This window comes from Pasteurella dagmatis (assembly GCF_900186835.1).
Lineage (GTDB): Bacteria > Pseudomonadota > Gammaproteobacteria > Enterobacterales > Pasteurellaceae > Pasteurella > Pasteurella dagmatis.
This window is the reverse complement of the sequence record NZ_LT906448.1, coordinates 530,253-544,947: the sequence shown is the minus strand read 5'-3', so window position 1 is coordinate 544,947 and position 14,695 is coordinate 530,253. Positions and strand designations below refer to the sequence as shown.

The following is a 14,695-nucleotide window of genomic DNA, read 5'->3' as shown; positions in this document are numbered from 1 at the left end:
ATATGACATTATTGCAAGTTAAAAATCTATCTAAATCCTTTACAGACAAAATTAGCTTTTTTGGTACTCAACAATTTAAAGCAGTACATCCCATCAGTTTTTCACTTGAACCTAAGCAAACTCTCGCAATTATTGGGAAAAATGGCTCTGGTAAATCAACACTGGCAAAAATGATTGTGGGTATTATACCGCCTACTTCTGGTGAAATTTTACTTCAAGGAAAAACATTAGAGTTTGGAGATTATCATTATCGTGCACAACATATAAGAATGGTTTTTCAAGATCCAAATAGTGCATTTAATCCTGGCTTAAATGTCGGTCAAATCTTAGATGCACCTCTGAGATTAGTAACGCACCTAGATATCCACGAACGAAATAAAATAATATTTGAAACCTTAAAACTTGTCGGTTTTTATCCTGATCACGCAAATATTAAAATTAATACAATGTCTGCGAGCCAAAAACAACGTATAGCCTTAGCTCGTGCCTTAATTTTGAAACCTGAAATCATTATCGCAGATGATGTTCTAAGTGCACTAGATGCCACTGTTAAAACCCAATTAACTAATCTCATGCTAGAATTACAAGAAAAGTTGGGTATTTCCTATATTTATGTTGGGCAACACTTAGGAATCATAAAACACATTGCAGATAATATTTTAGTAATGGATGAGGGTACAATGATTGAATATGGTGCAACCAAGAATCTTTTTACTCACCCTAAAACAGAAGTAACTAAACGTTTAGTCGAAAGCCACTTTGGTCGTCTCTTGAAAGAAGAATCTTGGTCTATTCAGGAATGTTAAGCCTACTTTAGGCTTTGAATACGATTTACGATAAACAGAACAATCGACTTTGGCATAAAATAACTTGAATACACAAGTAGCTTATTAAAAAGCCCAGGAATAATTAATGGCTTTCCTAAATGCTTGACAGCATATTGTGCAACCGTTTCTGCCCGATGGAATTTCAAATTTGCAAATAAATTCGCATTATTTTCTTTTGTAGCGGTTTTTACAAAATTAGTCAACGTTGGTCCTGGTGCTAAAATAGAAACTTTGATATTAGTCTTTCTTAACTCGTATCGTAGCCCATCACTAAATGATGTCACAAATGCTTTCGTCGCATAATAAACCGACATCATAGGCCCGGCTGGCATTTCTCCAGCAACCGAAGAAACATTCAGAATATAGCCACTATTCTGCTTGACCATATCTTGTACATAATATTTTGTTAAGATCATCAACGTTTGCACGTTTAGATTAACCATTGAGATTTCTGTTTCTAAATCCGTAGAATAAAAATCACCTAATAAACCAACACCTGCATTATTAATCAATGTATGAATAAAATAATTTTTTGCTTGTGTCATTTGATAAAGTTTATGTGCATTGTCAAGAATAGACAGATCAAGGCTAATAAGCTCTATATTTTGATATTTTTGCTGCAAAGGTAGCAATGAATCTAAATTACGCGCTACAAGAATCAAACTTTGCCCTTGTTGCGCATAAATTTTAGCAAGCTCATAACCTATTCCTGAGCTTGCTCCTGTAATTAAAATATATTCCTTATTCATATTTATTCCTTTACCATCATTCGATGTAAGTCCAATTCATTTTACATAAAAACAACTAATATAGAGTAACCTTTGAGTAATAAAATGATAAAACTTTCTTAAAACACACCGCCCTTTGAGAGCACCAAGTGCGGTATTTTTTATGAGCTTTATTTATTCGTTTCTTTGTTTTTCTTTTATCTTACTTTTCTGTGACTTGGATAAGATTAAAGTTAGTGTAAAACTAAAAGCTAACCCTCTTTTATTTCATCTAGTATTTCATCTAGCCATTTTTTTCATCTTTTACAATTTCCACCGAACACAAAAAAACCTCAACTATCACTAGTTGAGGCTCTCTCTAAATCAAAACCTGGCGGTGACCTACTCTCACATGGGGAAACCCCACACTACCATCGGCGTAACAGCGTTTCACTTCTAAGTTCGGCATGGAATTAGGTGGGTCCACTGCACTATCGCCGCCAAGATATCCCGTTGATGTTATCTTATTGTCTTTGTTCTTTAATTCGAAACAAGCTGTCTAATGAGTCTTTCCAATTTTCGTCTGCGTTATTGCTTTGCTTAGCGTCTCTCACCTACACCCAAAAACACTTGAGCGTTGTATGGTTAAGCCTCTCGGGCAATTAGTACTGGTTAGCTCAATGTATCACTACACTTACACACCCAGCCTATCTACGTCGTAGTCTCCAACAACCCTTACTGACTTTAAGTCAGGGATGACTCATCTCTTGGCAAGTTTCGTGCTTAGATGCTTTCAGCACTTATCTCTTCCGCATTTAGCTACCCAGCAATGCCTCTGGCGAGACAACTGGCACACCAGTGATGCGTCCACTCCGGTCCTCTCGTACTAGGAGCAGCCCCAATCAATCATCCAACGCCCACGGCAGATAGGGACCGAACTGTCTCACGACGTTCTAAACCCAGCTCGCGTACCACTTTAAATGGCGAACAGCCATACCCTTGGGACCTACTTCAGCCCCAGGATGTGATGAGCCGACATCGAGGTGCCAAACACCGCCGTCGATATGAACTCTTGGGCGGTATCAGCCTGTTATCCCCGGAGTACCTTTTATCCGTTGAGCGATGGCCCTTCCATTCAGAACCACCGGATCACTATGACCTGCTTTCGCACCTGCTCGACTTGTCTGTCTCGCAGTTAAGCTTGCTTCTACCATTGCACTAACCTGACGATGTCCGACCGTCATTAGCAAACCTTCGTGCTCCTCCGTTACGCTTTGGGAGGAGACCGCCCCAGTCAAACTACCCACCAGACACTGTCCGAGACCACGTTCCGCAGTCTTCGTTAGAACATCAAACGTTAAAGGGTGGTATTTCAAGGACGACTCCACAAGCACTGGCGTGCCTGCTTCTTAGTCTCCCACCTATCCTACACATCAAAATTCAATGTTCAGTGTCAAGCTATAGTAAAGGTTCACGGGGTCTTTCCGTCTAGCCGCGGGTACACCGCATCTTCACGGCGATTTCAATTTCACTGAGTCTCGGGTGGAGACAGCCTGGCCATCATTATGCCATTCGTGCAGGTCGGAACTTACCCGACAAGGAATTTCGCTACCTTAGGACCGTTATAGTTACGGCCGCCGTTTACTGGGGCTTCGATCAGGAGCTTCTCTTTCGATAACACCATCAATTAACCTTCCAGCACCGGGCAGGCATCACACCCTATACGTCCACTTTCGTGTTTGCAGAGTGCTGTGTTTTTAATAAACAGTTGCAGCCAGCTGGTATCTTCGACTTACTTCACCTTCGTCCGCAAGGGACTACAATTACGGTAAGCGCACCTTCTCCCGAAGTTACGGTGCTATTTTGCCTAGTTCCTTCACCCGAGTTCTCTCAAGCGCCTGAGTATTCTCTACCTGACCACCTGTGTCGGTTTTCAGTACGGTTTAGATAAACCTGAAGCTTAGTGGCTTTTCCTGGAAGCGTGGTATCAGTTACTTCAGTGCCGTAGCACCTCGTCATCAGCTCTCAGTGTTAAGAAGACCCGGATTTGCCTAAATCTTCCACCTACTACCTTAAACGACCATCCAACAGGTCGATAACCTAACCTTCTCCGTCCCCACATCGCAGTTTATCCAAGTACGGGAATATTAACCCGTTTCCCATCGACTACGCTTTTCAGCCTCGCCTTAGGGGCCGACTCACCCTGCCCCGATTAACGTTGGACAGGAACCCTTGGTCTTCCGGCGAACGAGTTTTTCACTCGTTTTATCGTTACTTATGTCAGCATTCGCACTTGTGATACGTCCAGCAAACCTCTCGATTCACCTTCATCCGCTTACACAACGCTCCCCTACCCAACAGATTTACATCTGATGCCGCAGCTTCGGTGCTATATTTTAGCCCCGTTACATCTTCCGCGCAGGCCGACTCGACTAGTGAGCTATTACGCTTTCTTTAAATGATGGCTGCTTCTAAGCCAACATCCTAGCTGTCTAAGCCTTCCCACTTCGTTTCCCACTTAATATAGACTTTGGGACCTTAGCTGGCGGTCTGGGTTGTTTCCCTCTCCACGACGAACGTTAGCACCCGCCGTGTGTCTCCTGAGTATCACTCTTCGGTATTCGCAGTTTGCATCGGGTTGGTAATCCGGGATGGACCCCTAGCCGAAACAGTGCTCTACCCCCGAAGGTGTCCGCTCAAGGCTCTACCTAAATAGATTTCGGGGAGAACCAGCTATCTCCCGGTTTGATTGGCCTTTCACCCCCAGCCACAAGTCATCCGCTAATTTTTCAACATTAGTCGGTTCGGTCCTCCAGTTAGTGTTACCCAACCTTCAACCTGCCCATGGCTAGATCACCGGGTTTCGGGTCTATACCTTGCAACTCAATCGCCCAGTTAAGACTCGGTTTCCCTTCGGCTCCCTTATTCAGTTAACCTCGCTACAAAATATAAGTCGCTGACCCATTATACAAAAGGTACGCAGTCACCCTTACAGGCTCCCACTGCTTGTACGTACAGGGTTTCAGGTTCTATTTCACTCCCCTCACCGGGGTTCTTTTCGCCTTTCCTTCACAGTACTGGTTCACTATCGGTCAATCAGGAGTATTTAGCCTTGGAGGATGGTCCCCCCATCTTCAAACAGGATTTCTCGTGTCCCGCCCTACTTATCGTAAGCTTAGTTCCACATAGGCATTGTCGAATACGGGGCTATCACCCTGTGCCGCCATCCTTCCCAGAATGTTCTTCTAATGCATTTGCTAAAACTTACTGGCTCTTCCGCTTTCGCTCGCCGCTACTCACAGAATCTCGGTTGATTTCTTTTCCTCGGGGTACTTAGATGTTTCAGTTCTCCCGGTTCGCCTCGTTACTCTATGAATTCAAGTAACGATAGTAGATTCTTCATCTACTGGGTTTCCCCATTCGGACATCTTGGATTAAACGCCTCTTATCGACTCATCCAAGCTTTTCGCAGATTAGCACGTCCTTCATCGCCTCTGATTGCCAAGGCATCCGCCCTGTACGCTTAGTCACTTAACCATACAACCTCAAGTATTTTTAGTAATACTTTACTATTTTCTACTTAACTGTTGTGTTTAAACGCTAATACTTGTATGCCTTTTTCATACAAGATTTTTCTACTCAGACTTTCTTTCGAAAATCTCTTCAGTTTTTCAGCTTGTTTCCAATTTTTTAAAGAACAATAAAGACAAGTTAAAATGGTTTTGCCATTTTTTCGCTCATCATTGCTAAGTACTTTTTTACTTTTTATCATTGGCATCTTAATAAACCAATGAAAAATACTTAGCAATGATGTTTGGTGGAGATAAGCGGGATCGAACCGCTGACCTCCTGCGTGCAAGGCAGGCGCTCTCCCAGCTGAGCTATATCCCCATTACCATTGCTCCTACGTCCTCACTCATATGAGTGGTGGGTCTGAGTGGACTTGAACCACCGACCTCACCCTTATCAGGGGTGCGCTCTAACCACCTGAGCTACAGACCCGTAGGATGAACTTCGTTCTCTCTATTTTTACACAACTTATCAAACAATCTGTGTGAACACTTGCAGTCGTTCCATTTTCGGTTAAGGAGGTGATCCAACCGCAGGTTCCCCTACGGTTACCTTGTTACGACTTCACCCCAGTCATGAATCATACCGTGGTAAACGCCCTCCCGAAGGTTAAGCTATCTACTTCTGGTACAACCCACTCCCATGGTGTGACGGGCGGTGTGTACAAGGCCCGGGAACGTATTCACCGCAACATTCTGATTTGCGATTACTAGCGATTCCGACTTCATGGAGTCGAGTTGCAGACTCCAATCCGGACTTAGATGCACTTTCTGAGATTCGCTCAACGTCGCCGTCTCGCCGCCCTCTGTATGCACCATTGTAGCACGTGTGTAGCCCTACTCGTAAGGGCCATGATGACTTGACGTCATCCCCACCTTCCTCCAGTTTGTCACTGGCAGTCTCCTTTGAGTTCCCGACCAAATCGCTGGCAACAAAGGATAAGGGTTGCGCTCGTTGCGGGACTTAACCCAACATTTCACAACACGAGCTGACGACAGCCATGCAGCACCTGTCTCAAAGTTCCCGAAGGCACAGCCATATCTCTACGGCCTTCTTTGGATGTCAAGAGTAGGTAAGGTTCTTCGCGTTGCATCGAATTAAACCACATGCTCCACCGCTTGTGCGGGCCCCCGTCAATTCATTTGAGTTTTAACCTTGCGGCCGTACTCCCCAGGCGGTCGATTTATCACGTTAGCTTCGGGCACCATGCATAAAGCACAATCCCCAAATCGACAGCGTTTACAGCGTGGACTACCAGGGTATCTAATCCTGTTTGCTCCCCACGCTTTCGCACATGAGCGTCAGTACATTCCCAAGGGGCTGCCTTCGCCTTCGGTATTCCTCCACATCTCTACGCATTTCACCGCTACACGTGGAATTCTACCCCTCCCTAAAGTACTCTAGACTCCCAGTCTGAAATGCAGTTCCCAAGTTAAGCTCGGGGATTTCACATCTCACTTAAAAGTCCGCCTGCGTGCCCTTTACGCCCAGTTATTCCGATTAACGCTCGCACCCTCCGTATTACCGCGGCTGCTGGCACGGAGTTAGCCGGTGCTTCTTCTGTAATTAACGTCAATGATATTATCTATTCAATAATACCCCTTCCTCATTACCGAAAGAACTTTACAACCCGAAGGCCTTCTTCATTCACGCGGCATGGCTGCGTCAGGGTTCCCCCCATTGCGCAATATTCCCCACTGCTGCCTCCCGTAGGAGTCTGGGCCGTGTCTCAGTCCCAGTGTGGCTGGTCATCCTCTCAGACCAGCTAGAGATCGTCGGCTTGGTAGGCCTTTACCCCACCAACTACCTAATCCCACTTGGGCTCATCTTATGGCAGGTGGCCCGAAGGTCCCACCCTTTCATCTCTCGATACTACGCGGTATTAGCTGCAGTTTCCCACAGTTATCCCCCTCCATAAGCCAGATTCCCAAGCATTACTCACCCGTCCGCCACTCGTCAGCAAAGAAAGCAAGCTTTCTTCCTGCTACCGTTCGACTTGCATGTGTTAAGCCTGCCGCCAGCGTTCAATCTGAGCCATGATCAAACTCTTCAATTCAAGTTCAATCGCTCAATAAACTGCTTAGCTAAAGTTTACATTCACTTCAAAAGTTTATGAATTTTCAGTTTAAGCACCTATTAAGACTTCAATAATTAAATTTTTTCAAAATGAAATCAATCAACAAGTGCCCACACAGATTGTCTGATATATTGTTAAAGAACAAGAAAATAAATGGTCGGCGAGATAGGATTTGAACCTACGACCCACTGGTCCCAAACCAGTTGCGCTACCAAGCTGCGCTACTCGCCGACTGATAAAAATTTGGGGTGGCTAATGGGACTTGAACCCACGACAACCGGAATCACAATCCGGGGCTCTACCAACTGAGCTATAGCCACCATTGATATTCAGTTAAACTTGAATTAACATTGACCTACTGGCACGCTCGACAGGATTTGAACCTGCGACCTTTGGCTCCGGAGGCCAACGCTCTATCCAACTGAGCTACGAGCGCTCATCGCGTCGTTGCGGGGCGTATATTAATGACTTACCAAAGAGTTGTCTAGTGTTTTTTTTAATTTTTTTTTCGTTAGATAGTTTTTTATTCAATCTGAACAGAAATTATGAAATATACGCCTGTTTTTTATAATTTTAAAGTTTTTTAGATGTTTTTCTTACGTCTAGCTAACATATAGATAATAAAACCACTAATGATTCCACCAAGTCCAGCGCCAATTAATCCCCATAAAACTCGATCAGGAGATGTCGCTTGAACGGTTGTTGTTGGTTTTTTAAAGTAACGATAACCAATAAGCTGATCATCGAGGGGGGTAACAGATTGCATGAGTTTTAATTTACCTTGCCAATCTTCTACTGAAACATAAGTATTGTTCTTTTGCATATTACCCACATTTAATTCACCCGCTTTTTTTACTTCATCAAATAAAACTTTCCAACGATAAATTAATTCATTATAAACAACACTTCTTGTTTTCAAGTTTACATAATCAACGAAATCACTTAATAACTCAGTTGCTTGTTTTGGACTACCTAATGTTAAGGAAATTCGATCACCAATTTTCTCAGATAAACCATTTATTGCTTGTTGAGGGGTAAACCCCAAACTATTTGCTAAACGCTCGAGTTCTTGTTGATCAAAAACATTCTCACCTGTTTGTTTTTGTTTATAGAAATCTGTGTTACGCCAGAAATCAACAACGATATCATAAGATCCTGCCTGTTTTTTAAATTCACGATACACAAAATCCATTGGTGTAGTATCAGTAGGTTTACCGCTTACAAATTGATACATCGAAGAAAGTGAATAATAATTTCCTAATGAGTTTGCTGTCGGCGCTCCGACATAAGCTTCTGCTCGCCATTCTTTTTTAATTAAAAAGCTTGCTGCATAAGCAATAGCGGCACTTAAACCTGTCAAAATTAAAATTAAAACAAAATAACGTAAAAAAGATCGGTTATTTTTATGTTGTGTTTCCATTTCGTTTGTCATTGATTTTCCTTAGTAAAGTAATGTTCCTAAAATTATTTAATTGAGCGTTTAGCTCTACGCTTCATTCGGCGCACCCAACGAGTAATTCGCCAAGCACGCGTGATCGAATAAGAATACATAAAAAATAAAAGAATAAAAGCACTAAACATAATCCATTCATTAATATAGAAAACTTCTCCTAAAATTCCAATAGTTGCACAAATTGCTGCAATAAAGGTAATTAATAAGAAAGCTTGGCGTGAAGTCAAGCCTGCACGCATCATCAAGTGGTGAACGTGCAAGCGGTCAGGTCTAAATGGGCTTTTCCCTTTTCTTAAGCGACGATACATAATCGCTATCATATCAATAAGTGGAATTGCAATAATCCAAAGTGCGGTGACTGGATTCATAGGATGCCCTTTACCTTGAGTGCTTAACAGCAAAATCCAAATAATCGTGAAACCGATCAATGTGCTTCCTGCATCCCCCATAAAAACTTTAAATTTTTCCCCAAAAGGGATCCCTAAATTCATCATAAAATAAGGAAGAATAGCAATAATTAATGCAAAGCTCCAATATGCTAAATCAAGTTGGTTATCCATTACTAATAAGATGCCAATCGAAATAAAAGCAACCATTGATAGCCCGCCAAGCAATCCATCAATCCCATCAATCATATTGAATGCATTAATTGCCGCAATAGTAGCAAGTACAGTAATAATTAAGCCAATAGAGCCTAAGGTTAATTGGAAAGGACCTATAATTTGCCCTAAATGATCCAAATACAAATTTCCTAAATCAATCATTAACACGGCTAATACGGCTTGAATGCCCGCTCTTAAAAAGGGGCTAATGTCAAAACGGTCATCTAAAATCCCAATAACCAATAAAACAAAAATGCTGAAGATATAAAGGGAAGGCAAACGCATTTGCTCCCACTCTAATAGATAGAAGCAAAGATTACCTATAAATAAAGAAATGCCACCAATCAAAGGAATAGCTCCTTGATGGCGTTTACGGTAGTTTGGCTTATCCACTAAACCAATTTTAATGGCAATTGGTCTCATGATTAATAAAGTTAAAAGTGCCCCAAAGAAAGTAACAAATAAACTCAATAACATTGGATATTTTCCTTGAATTTTAATTTGTGGAAGAATAACACAAAGCACATTTCTTCCATAAATATTTTTATGTGTTATTTTATTTTTTACAGTAATATAAAGTTCATTATTTTAGCAATCTTAGGATTTCATCATGACAACGTCAATCTCTCTTTTCCAACGTGCTCAACAAAGCATTCCTGGCGGCGTAAATTCACCCGTTCGAGCGTTTAAAGGTGTCGGTGGTACTCCTCTTTTCATCAAAAAAGCACAAGGTGCATATATTTTTGATACTGAGGGTAAACAATATATTGACTATGTAGGCTCTTGGGGACCGATGATTTTAGGTCATAACCACCCTGCAATATTAAGTGCGGTAATAAAAACAGCAAAAGATGGTTTGAGCTTTGGTGCACCTACTCCACTTGAAATTGATCTTGCTGAATTAGTTTGCACTTTAATTCCTTCTATTGAGATGGTACGAATGGTGAGTTCTGGTACAGAAGCAACAATGTCAGCTATTCGCTTAGCTCGAGGTTATACGAATAGAGACAAAATCATTAAATTTGAAGGTTGTTATCACGGTCACGCTGATTCACTTTTAGTAAAAGCAGGCTCAGGCGCATTAACTTTAGGTCAACCAAATTCTCCTGGTGTACCTGCAGATTTTGCCAAACACACATTAACTTGCACTTATAATGATCTTGACTCTGTAAGACAAGCCTTTGAACAATATCCGAATGAAATTGCTTGTATTATTGTTGAACCTGTAGCTGGGAATATGAATTGTGTGCTACCACAAAAAGGTTTCTTACAGGGTTTACGTGAACTTTGTGATCAATACGGAGCTATCTTTATTATTGATGAAGTCATGACCGGATTTCGTGTCGCATTAGGCGGAGCACAATCTTATTATCATGTGAAACCAGATTTAACTTGTTTAGGTAAAGTTATCGGAGGTGGTATGCCAGTAGGGGCTTTTGGTGGTAAAAAAGAAATTATGCAACATATTGCACCACTCGGTCCTGTCTATCAGGCTGGTACTTTATCCGGTAATCCAATTGCAATGGCTGCAGGGCTTGCTTGTTTAGATGAATTGAAAAAACCAGACAATGAACATCGCTTAGCCAAATTAACCGAAAAATTGGCGTTGGGTTTAAAAGCCTTAGCAGATAAACATCAAGTGCCATTCGTTGTGAACTATGTAGGTGGAATGTTTGGTATTTTCTTTACTGAACAGCAAGCGATAACATCTTATCAAGATGTTATGAAGTGTAATACTGCAACATTTAATACATTCTTTCACGCAATGTTAGAACAAGGTATTTACTTTGCTCCATCTGCATTTGAAGCTGGCTTTATGTCTTTAGCACATACTGAGCAAGATATTGAGATCACGTTACAAGCAGCTGATCACGCATTTTCACAATTAGCAACGTATACTAAATAATGGATAAACATTCTCTCGCATTAATTAAAGTTCACGGTACCGCAATACTTTTCGGTGCCTCTGGTATTTTCGGTTTTTTAATCGAAAGCAGCTCAGAAGCATTAGTCTTAGGGCGTGTACTCATTGCTTTTGCTTCATTAGCTTTATTTTTTCTTATCAAAAAGCAAGTTCTCACCAAATTATCTCTTAAAGAAATGCTTTTACAGCTATTTTTAGGCGGATTACTCGCATTACATTGGGTGAGTTTTTATCAAGGCATTAAAGTTGGCGGTGTTGCTGTTGGTACATTAGGTTTTGCTAGCTTCCCAGCCTTTGTTGCACTATTTGAGATGTTGATCTTAAAAGAACGGTTAAAATCGAAAGAATATTTTCTTTTAGTCTCCATTTCTATTGGCCTAATTCTCATCACACCAGAGTTTGAGTTTGGCAATCAATCTACTCAAGGGTTATTGTGGGGGATTTTCTCTGCAATTAGCTATGGTTTACTAGCTGTTTTAAATCGGATTAACTCAACTAAACTCTCTGGTGCACAAGCAAGTTGGTGGCAATATTTAATGGTAGCTATCGTGTTATTGCCTTTCTCCGCACACCAATTACCACAAGTGTCACTACAAGACTGGTTTTGGATAGCATGCATTGGTTTGCTTTGCACAACCTTTGCTTATACGCTTTTTGTATCGAGTTTAGATACTATTAATGCACGCACTGCAGCAATGATCATTTCTCTTGAACCAGTTTATGCCATTTTGATTGCTTGGTTATGGTTAGATCAAACACCTAGTTTAAAAATGTTGCTTGGCGGAGCCATCATCATTGTTTCTGTTGCTGTGGTAAACTTAAAAAAATAATAAAAAAACCGCACTTTTTATCTCTAAAGTGCGGTTTTTTTCAACAATTTTTTAATCAGCTAACACTTCTTTTAAACGTTTCTCTAGATGTTCCCTTTGTTCTAAACTCAATGCATGATCATTACTATTCGTTAAAATAAAAAAGTCTTCTGCTTTCTCCCCTACAGTAGTAATTTTGGCGTTTAGCAAATTCAATTTTAACTCACTAAAAACTTGACTAACTTTCGCTAATAATCCCGTTTGATCTAATGCACACAATTCCATTTCTGTCTGATCAGTTCTGTTTTCTTTTAAAAAACGCACTTCGGTTTTAACACTAAAATGCTGTAATTTTCGATTAATCAATGGGGTTAATTTTGGCAATTTTGTTGACTGCAATGCTTGAGTTAAAAATTTTTCTAAACTACGACGACGATCAAATTTGACTAAATTACCATCTAATTCTGTCACCATAAACGTATCAAAAACATAACCATCGTGACTAGTAATAATTTGAGCATCGTGAATGCTGAATTTTTTAGCCCCAATAGTGGTCACTACTTTATTGAAGAGATTCGGTTGATCTTTACAATACACAAAGACTTCTGTGCCTCCATCAGAAAAACGGTTACTGATTTTTACCAATAAATCGGTTTCATTTTCAGCTAAAAGTTGCGTATGCCACGCAATTTGCTTTGGACTATTACGTAAAAAATACTCATCAGGGCAACGTTGCCAAACTTTTTCAATTTGCACCGTAGTTAACTCAATTTCTTGCGACATCAATAAATCGAAGGCTTTTTGACGATGCTCTGCAATTTTGCCTTGATGATCCAACAAGCGATCCATTCCCTGTTCGAATTGTTTATTAGTGAATTGATATAAGCTAGCAATCAATGAACGTTTCCAGCTATTCCATAAGGTTTCATTAGTTGCACAAATATCCGCTACAGTTAAGCAGGTTAAATAATTTAATCGCACCTGATTTTGTATAATTTCAGCAAAATTAAGTACCACTTCAGGATCATGAATATCTCGGCGTTGTGCAGTAATCGACATTAATAAATGATGTTCCACCAGCCAAGATAAGGTTTGTATTTCACGTTGGTCAAAGCCGTGTTCTCGCGCGAACACGGCTACATCAACAGCGCCTAATTCGGCATGATCACCGCCTCGCCCTTTTGCAATATCATGAAATAGTGCTGCAATATACAATAAAGTACGGTCTGTTATTTGTGGGAAAATATGACTACATACAGGGTGAATTTCGACACTTTCAGGTGAAAGGAAAAACTCTAACTTTTGCATTGTGCGCAAAATATGCTCATCAACAGTGTAACAGTGGAATAAATCAAATTGCATTAAGCCTTCAATCTGTTTCCATTGAGGCAAATACGCACTCAACACACCATATTGGTGCATTGGCACAAAAGCACGATTAATTGCATTTGGCTGATTGAATAAACGTATGAACTTTTCTCGTGCTAAAGGAATTTCACTCAAATACCCTTCTAACTGCCCTAGTGCAATATGTAACTGTCGCAAAGTGGAAGAATGAATTTCCACTTGAGGATTTTGGGTTAAATGAAAAAACAAATCTAAAATCTGATCGGGCTTTTGTACAAAAATTTTTGGTTCACGTAAACAAATGGCAGTATTTTGCAATTCAAAATAGCTATCTAAAATTTGATTATTGATAGGTTGGTCAGACTGCAAAAAATGCTCACGATAATGTTTTACAATCAAATCACTTAATAATGAAATAGTTTGCAAGGCTTGAAAGAAAGTTTTCATCATTCTTTCTACACCTTCATTGCCTTGCTCAACAAAACCTAATAATTCTGCAACAAGAATTTGGCGCTCGAATAACAAACGATTATCGTAACGTTTTAAAATTAAGTGTAAAGCAAACCGCACTTTAAACAGAAACTGCTGACTCTCTTGTAATAAATGATATTCTTCAGAGTAAATAAAACCTGATTGCAAAATATCTGTTAAATTTTTTGCTCCGGTATGACGTAGTGCGATCCAATACACTAAATGCAAGTCACGCAAACCGCCAGGGTTATGTTTAATATCTGGTTCTAAGTTATAGCTAGTATTGTTGTAACGTTGATAACGAGCTATGCGCTCTTGTGTTTTTGCATTAAAAAAGGCTTCACATGGCCAAAAATCAGACTGTTGAACTAATGCCATCAGCTGCTCAAACTGGCTTTGATTACCACATAAATAACGTGCTTCTAATAAATTAGTGGCAATCGTAATATCTGCTTTGGCTTCGTTTTCACATTCTGCCAAAGTACGTACTGCGTGCCCCACATCAAACCCACAATCCCATAAACATTGCACAAATTCTGAAATTTTAACCGCACTTTGTTCACTTAAGATTTGTGGCGTCAAAATCAGAAAGTCTAGATCTGACAACGGGAACATTTCTTTTCGTCCATATCCCCCAACTGCTACTAGCGTTAACTCTGGCAATCTATTTAATTCAAATAGCTGCCAAAAATCTAATAACAAGTGATCACAAAATAAGGTACGATTAGCAATCAATTCATACACATCATATTGATTAAAATGTTGTAATTCAAATTGCTTTAAATTTTCTTTTTGAATTTTGACCACTCTTTTAATATCAGTTGGCTTATATTTTTTGTTTGCTGATATTAATCGGGAATACGGGAAAAGCATTCTTAATCCTCATAAAAAATGGCTGAATTAAAAAA

Annotated in this window: 7 protein-coding genes, 5 tRNA genes and 3 rRNA genes; 3 read left to right on the top strand and 12 right to left on the bottom strand. The window is 40.3% G+C overall.

Annotated features, from left to right (window positions below):
• Positions 1-2 precede the first annotated feature (2 nt).
• The gene (locus tag CKV78_RS02590; protein WP_005761904.1) at positions 3-806 is read left to right on the top strand and encodes a peptide ABC transporter ATP-binding protein; all 804 of its coding nucleotides are present in this window, start codon (positions 3-5) and stop codon (positions 804-806) included.
• Between the two features lie 2 nt (positions 807-808).
• Here the strand turns inward: CKV78_RS02590 and CKV78_RS02585 are convergent, their stop codons facing one another.
• The 11 genes from CKV78_RS02585 to wecA all read right to left on the bottom strand — a co-directional run bounded on the left by CKV78_RS02585 (position 809) and on the right by wecA (position 9,713).
• Positions 809-1,576, bottom strand: a complete 768-nt coding sequence (locus CKV78_RS02585; RefSeq protein ID WP_005761903.1) for an SDR family NAD(P)-dependent oxidoreductase — start codon at positions 1,574-1,576, stop codon at positions 809-811.
• A gap of 347 nt (positions 1,577-1,923) precedes the next feature.
• Positions 1,924-2,039 (bottom strand): 5S ribosomal RNA (gene rrf, locus CKV78_RS02580).
• A 136-nt stretch (positions 2,040-2,175) separates the two neighbouring features.
• A 23S ribosomal RNA gene (locus tag CKV78_RS02575) occupies positions 2,176-5,071 on the bottom strand.
• A gap of 278 nt (positions 5,072-5,349) precedes the next feature.
• Positions 5,350-5,425: transfer RNA gene (locus CKV78_RS02565), tRNA-Ala, on the bottom strand.
• Between the two features lie 34 nt (positions 5,426-5,459).
• Positions 5,460-5,536, bottom strand: a tRNA-Ile gene (locus CKV78_RS02560).
• Positions 5,537-5,618: 82 nt separating this feature from the next.
• Positions 5,619-7,160: ribosomal RNA gene (locus tag CKV78_RS02555) — 16S ribosomal RNA — on the bottom strand.
• Together the 16S, 23S and 5S rRNA genes with 5 tRNA genes alongside form the textbook arrangement of a ribosomal RNA operon.
• A gap of 175 nt (positions 7,161-7,335) precedes the next feature.
• Positions 7,336-7,412 (bottom strand) — tRNA-Pro (locus CKV78_RS02550).
• A 13-nt stretch (positions 7,413-7,425) separates the two neighbouring features.
• A tRNA-His gene (locus tag CKV78_RS02545) sits at positions 7,426-7,501 on the bottom strand.
• Between the two features lie 39 nt (positions 7,502-7,540).
• Positions 7,541-7,617: transfer RNA gene (locus tag CKV78_RS02540), tRNA-Arg, on the bottom strand.
• 147 nt (positions 7,618-7,764) lie between these two features.
• Complete coding sequence (locus CKV78_RS02535; protein ID WP_005764364.1) at positions 7,765-8,613, bottom strand: LPS O-antigen chain length determinant protein WzzB; 849 nt, start codon at positions 8,611-8,613, stop codon at positions 7,765-7,767.
• 32 nt (positions 8,614-8,645) lie between these two features.
• Positions 8,646-9,713 carry a UDP-N-acetylglucosamine--undecaprenyl-phosphate N-acetylglucosaminephosphotransferase gene (wecA, locus tag CKV78_RS02530; RefSeq protein ID WP_032855596.1) on the bottom strand — a complete coding sequence of 356 codons (1,068 nt, stop codon included), beginning with the start codon at positions 9,711-9,713 and terminating at the stop codon, positions 8,646-8,648.
• Between the two features lie 133 nt (positions 9,714-9,846).
• Here wecA and hemL point away from each other — a divergent pair, with 133 nt between their 5' ends.
• Together hemL and CKV78_RS02520 are read left to right on the top strand one after the other, a co-directional pair.
• Positions 9,847-11,142, top strand: coding sequence for a glutamate-1-semialdehyde 2,1-aminomutase (gene hemL, locus CKV78_RS02525; protein WP_005764368.1), 1,296 nt, complete (start codon positions 9,847-9,849; stop codon positions 11,140-11,142).
• Entirely contained in the window at positions 11,142-11,990 is an 849-nt protein-coding gene (locus CKV78_RS02520; protein WP_005764370.1) for a DMT family transporter, read from the top strand. The genes hemL and CKV78_RS02520 overlap by 1 nt, the downstream gene beginning before the upstream one ends.
• 51 nt (positions 11,991-12,041) lie before the next feature.
• On the opposite strand, the gene glnD is transcribed toward CKV78_RS02520, so the two are convergent.
• Complete coding sequence (glnD, locus tag CKV78_RS02515) at positions 12,042-14,660, bottom strand: bifunctional uridylyltransferase/uridylyl-removing protein GlnD (protein ID WP_005764372.1); 2,619 nt, start codon at positions 14,658-14,660, stop codon at positions 12,042-12,044.
• Between the last annotated feature and the right edge of the window lie 35 nt (positions 14,661-14,695).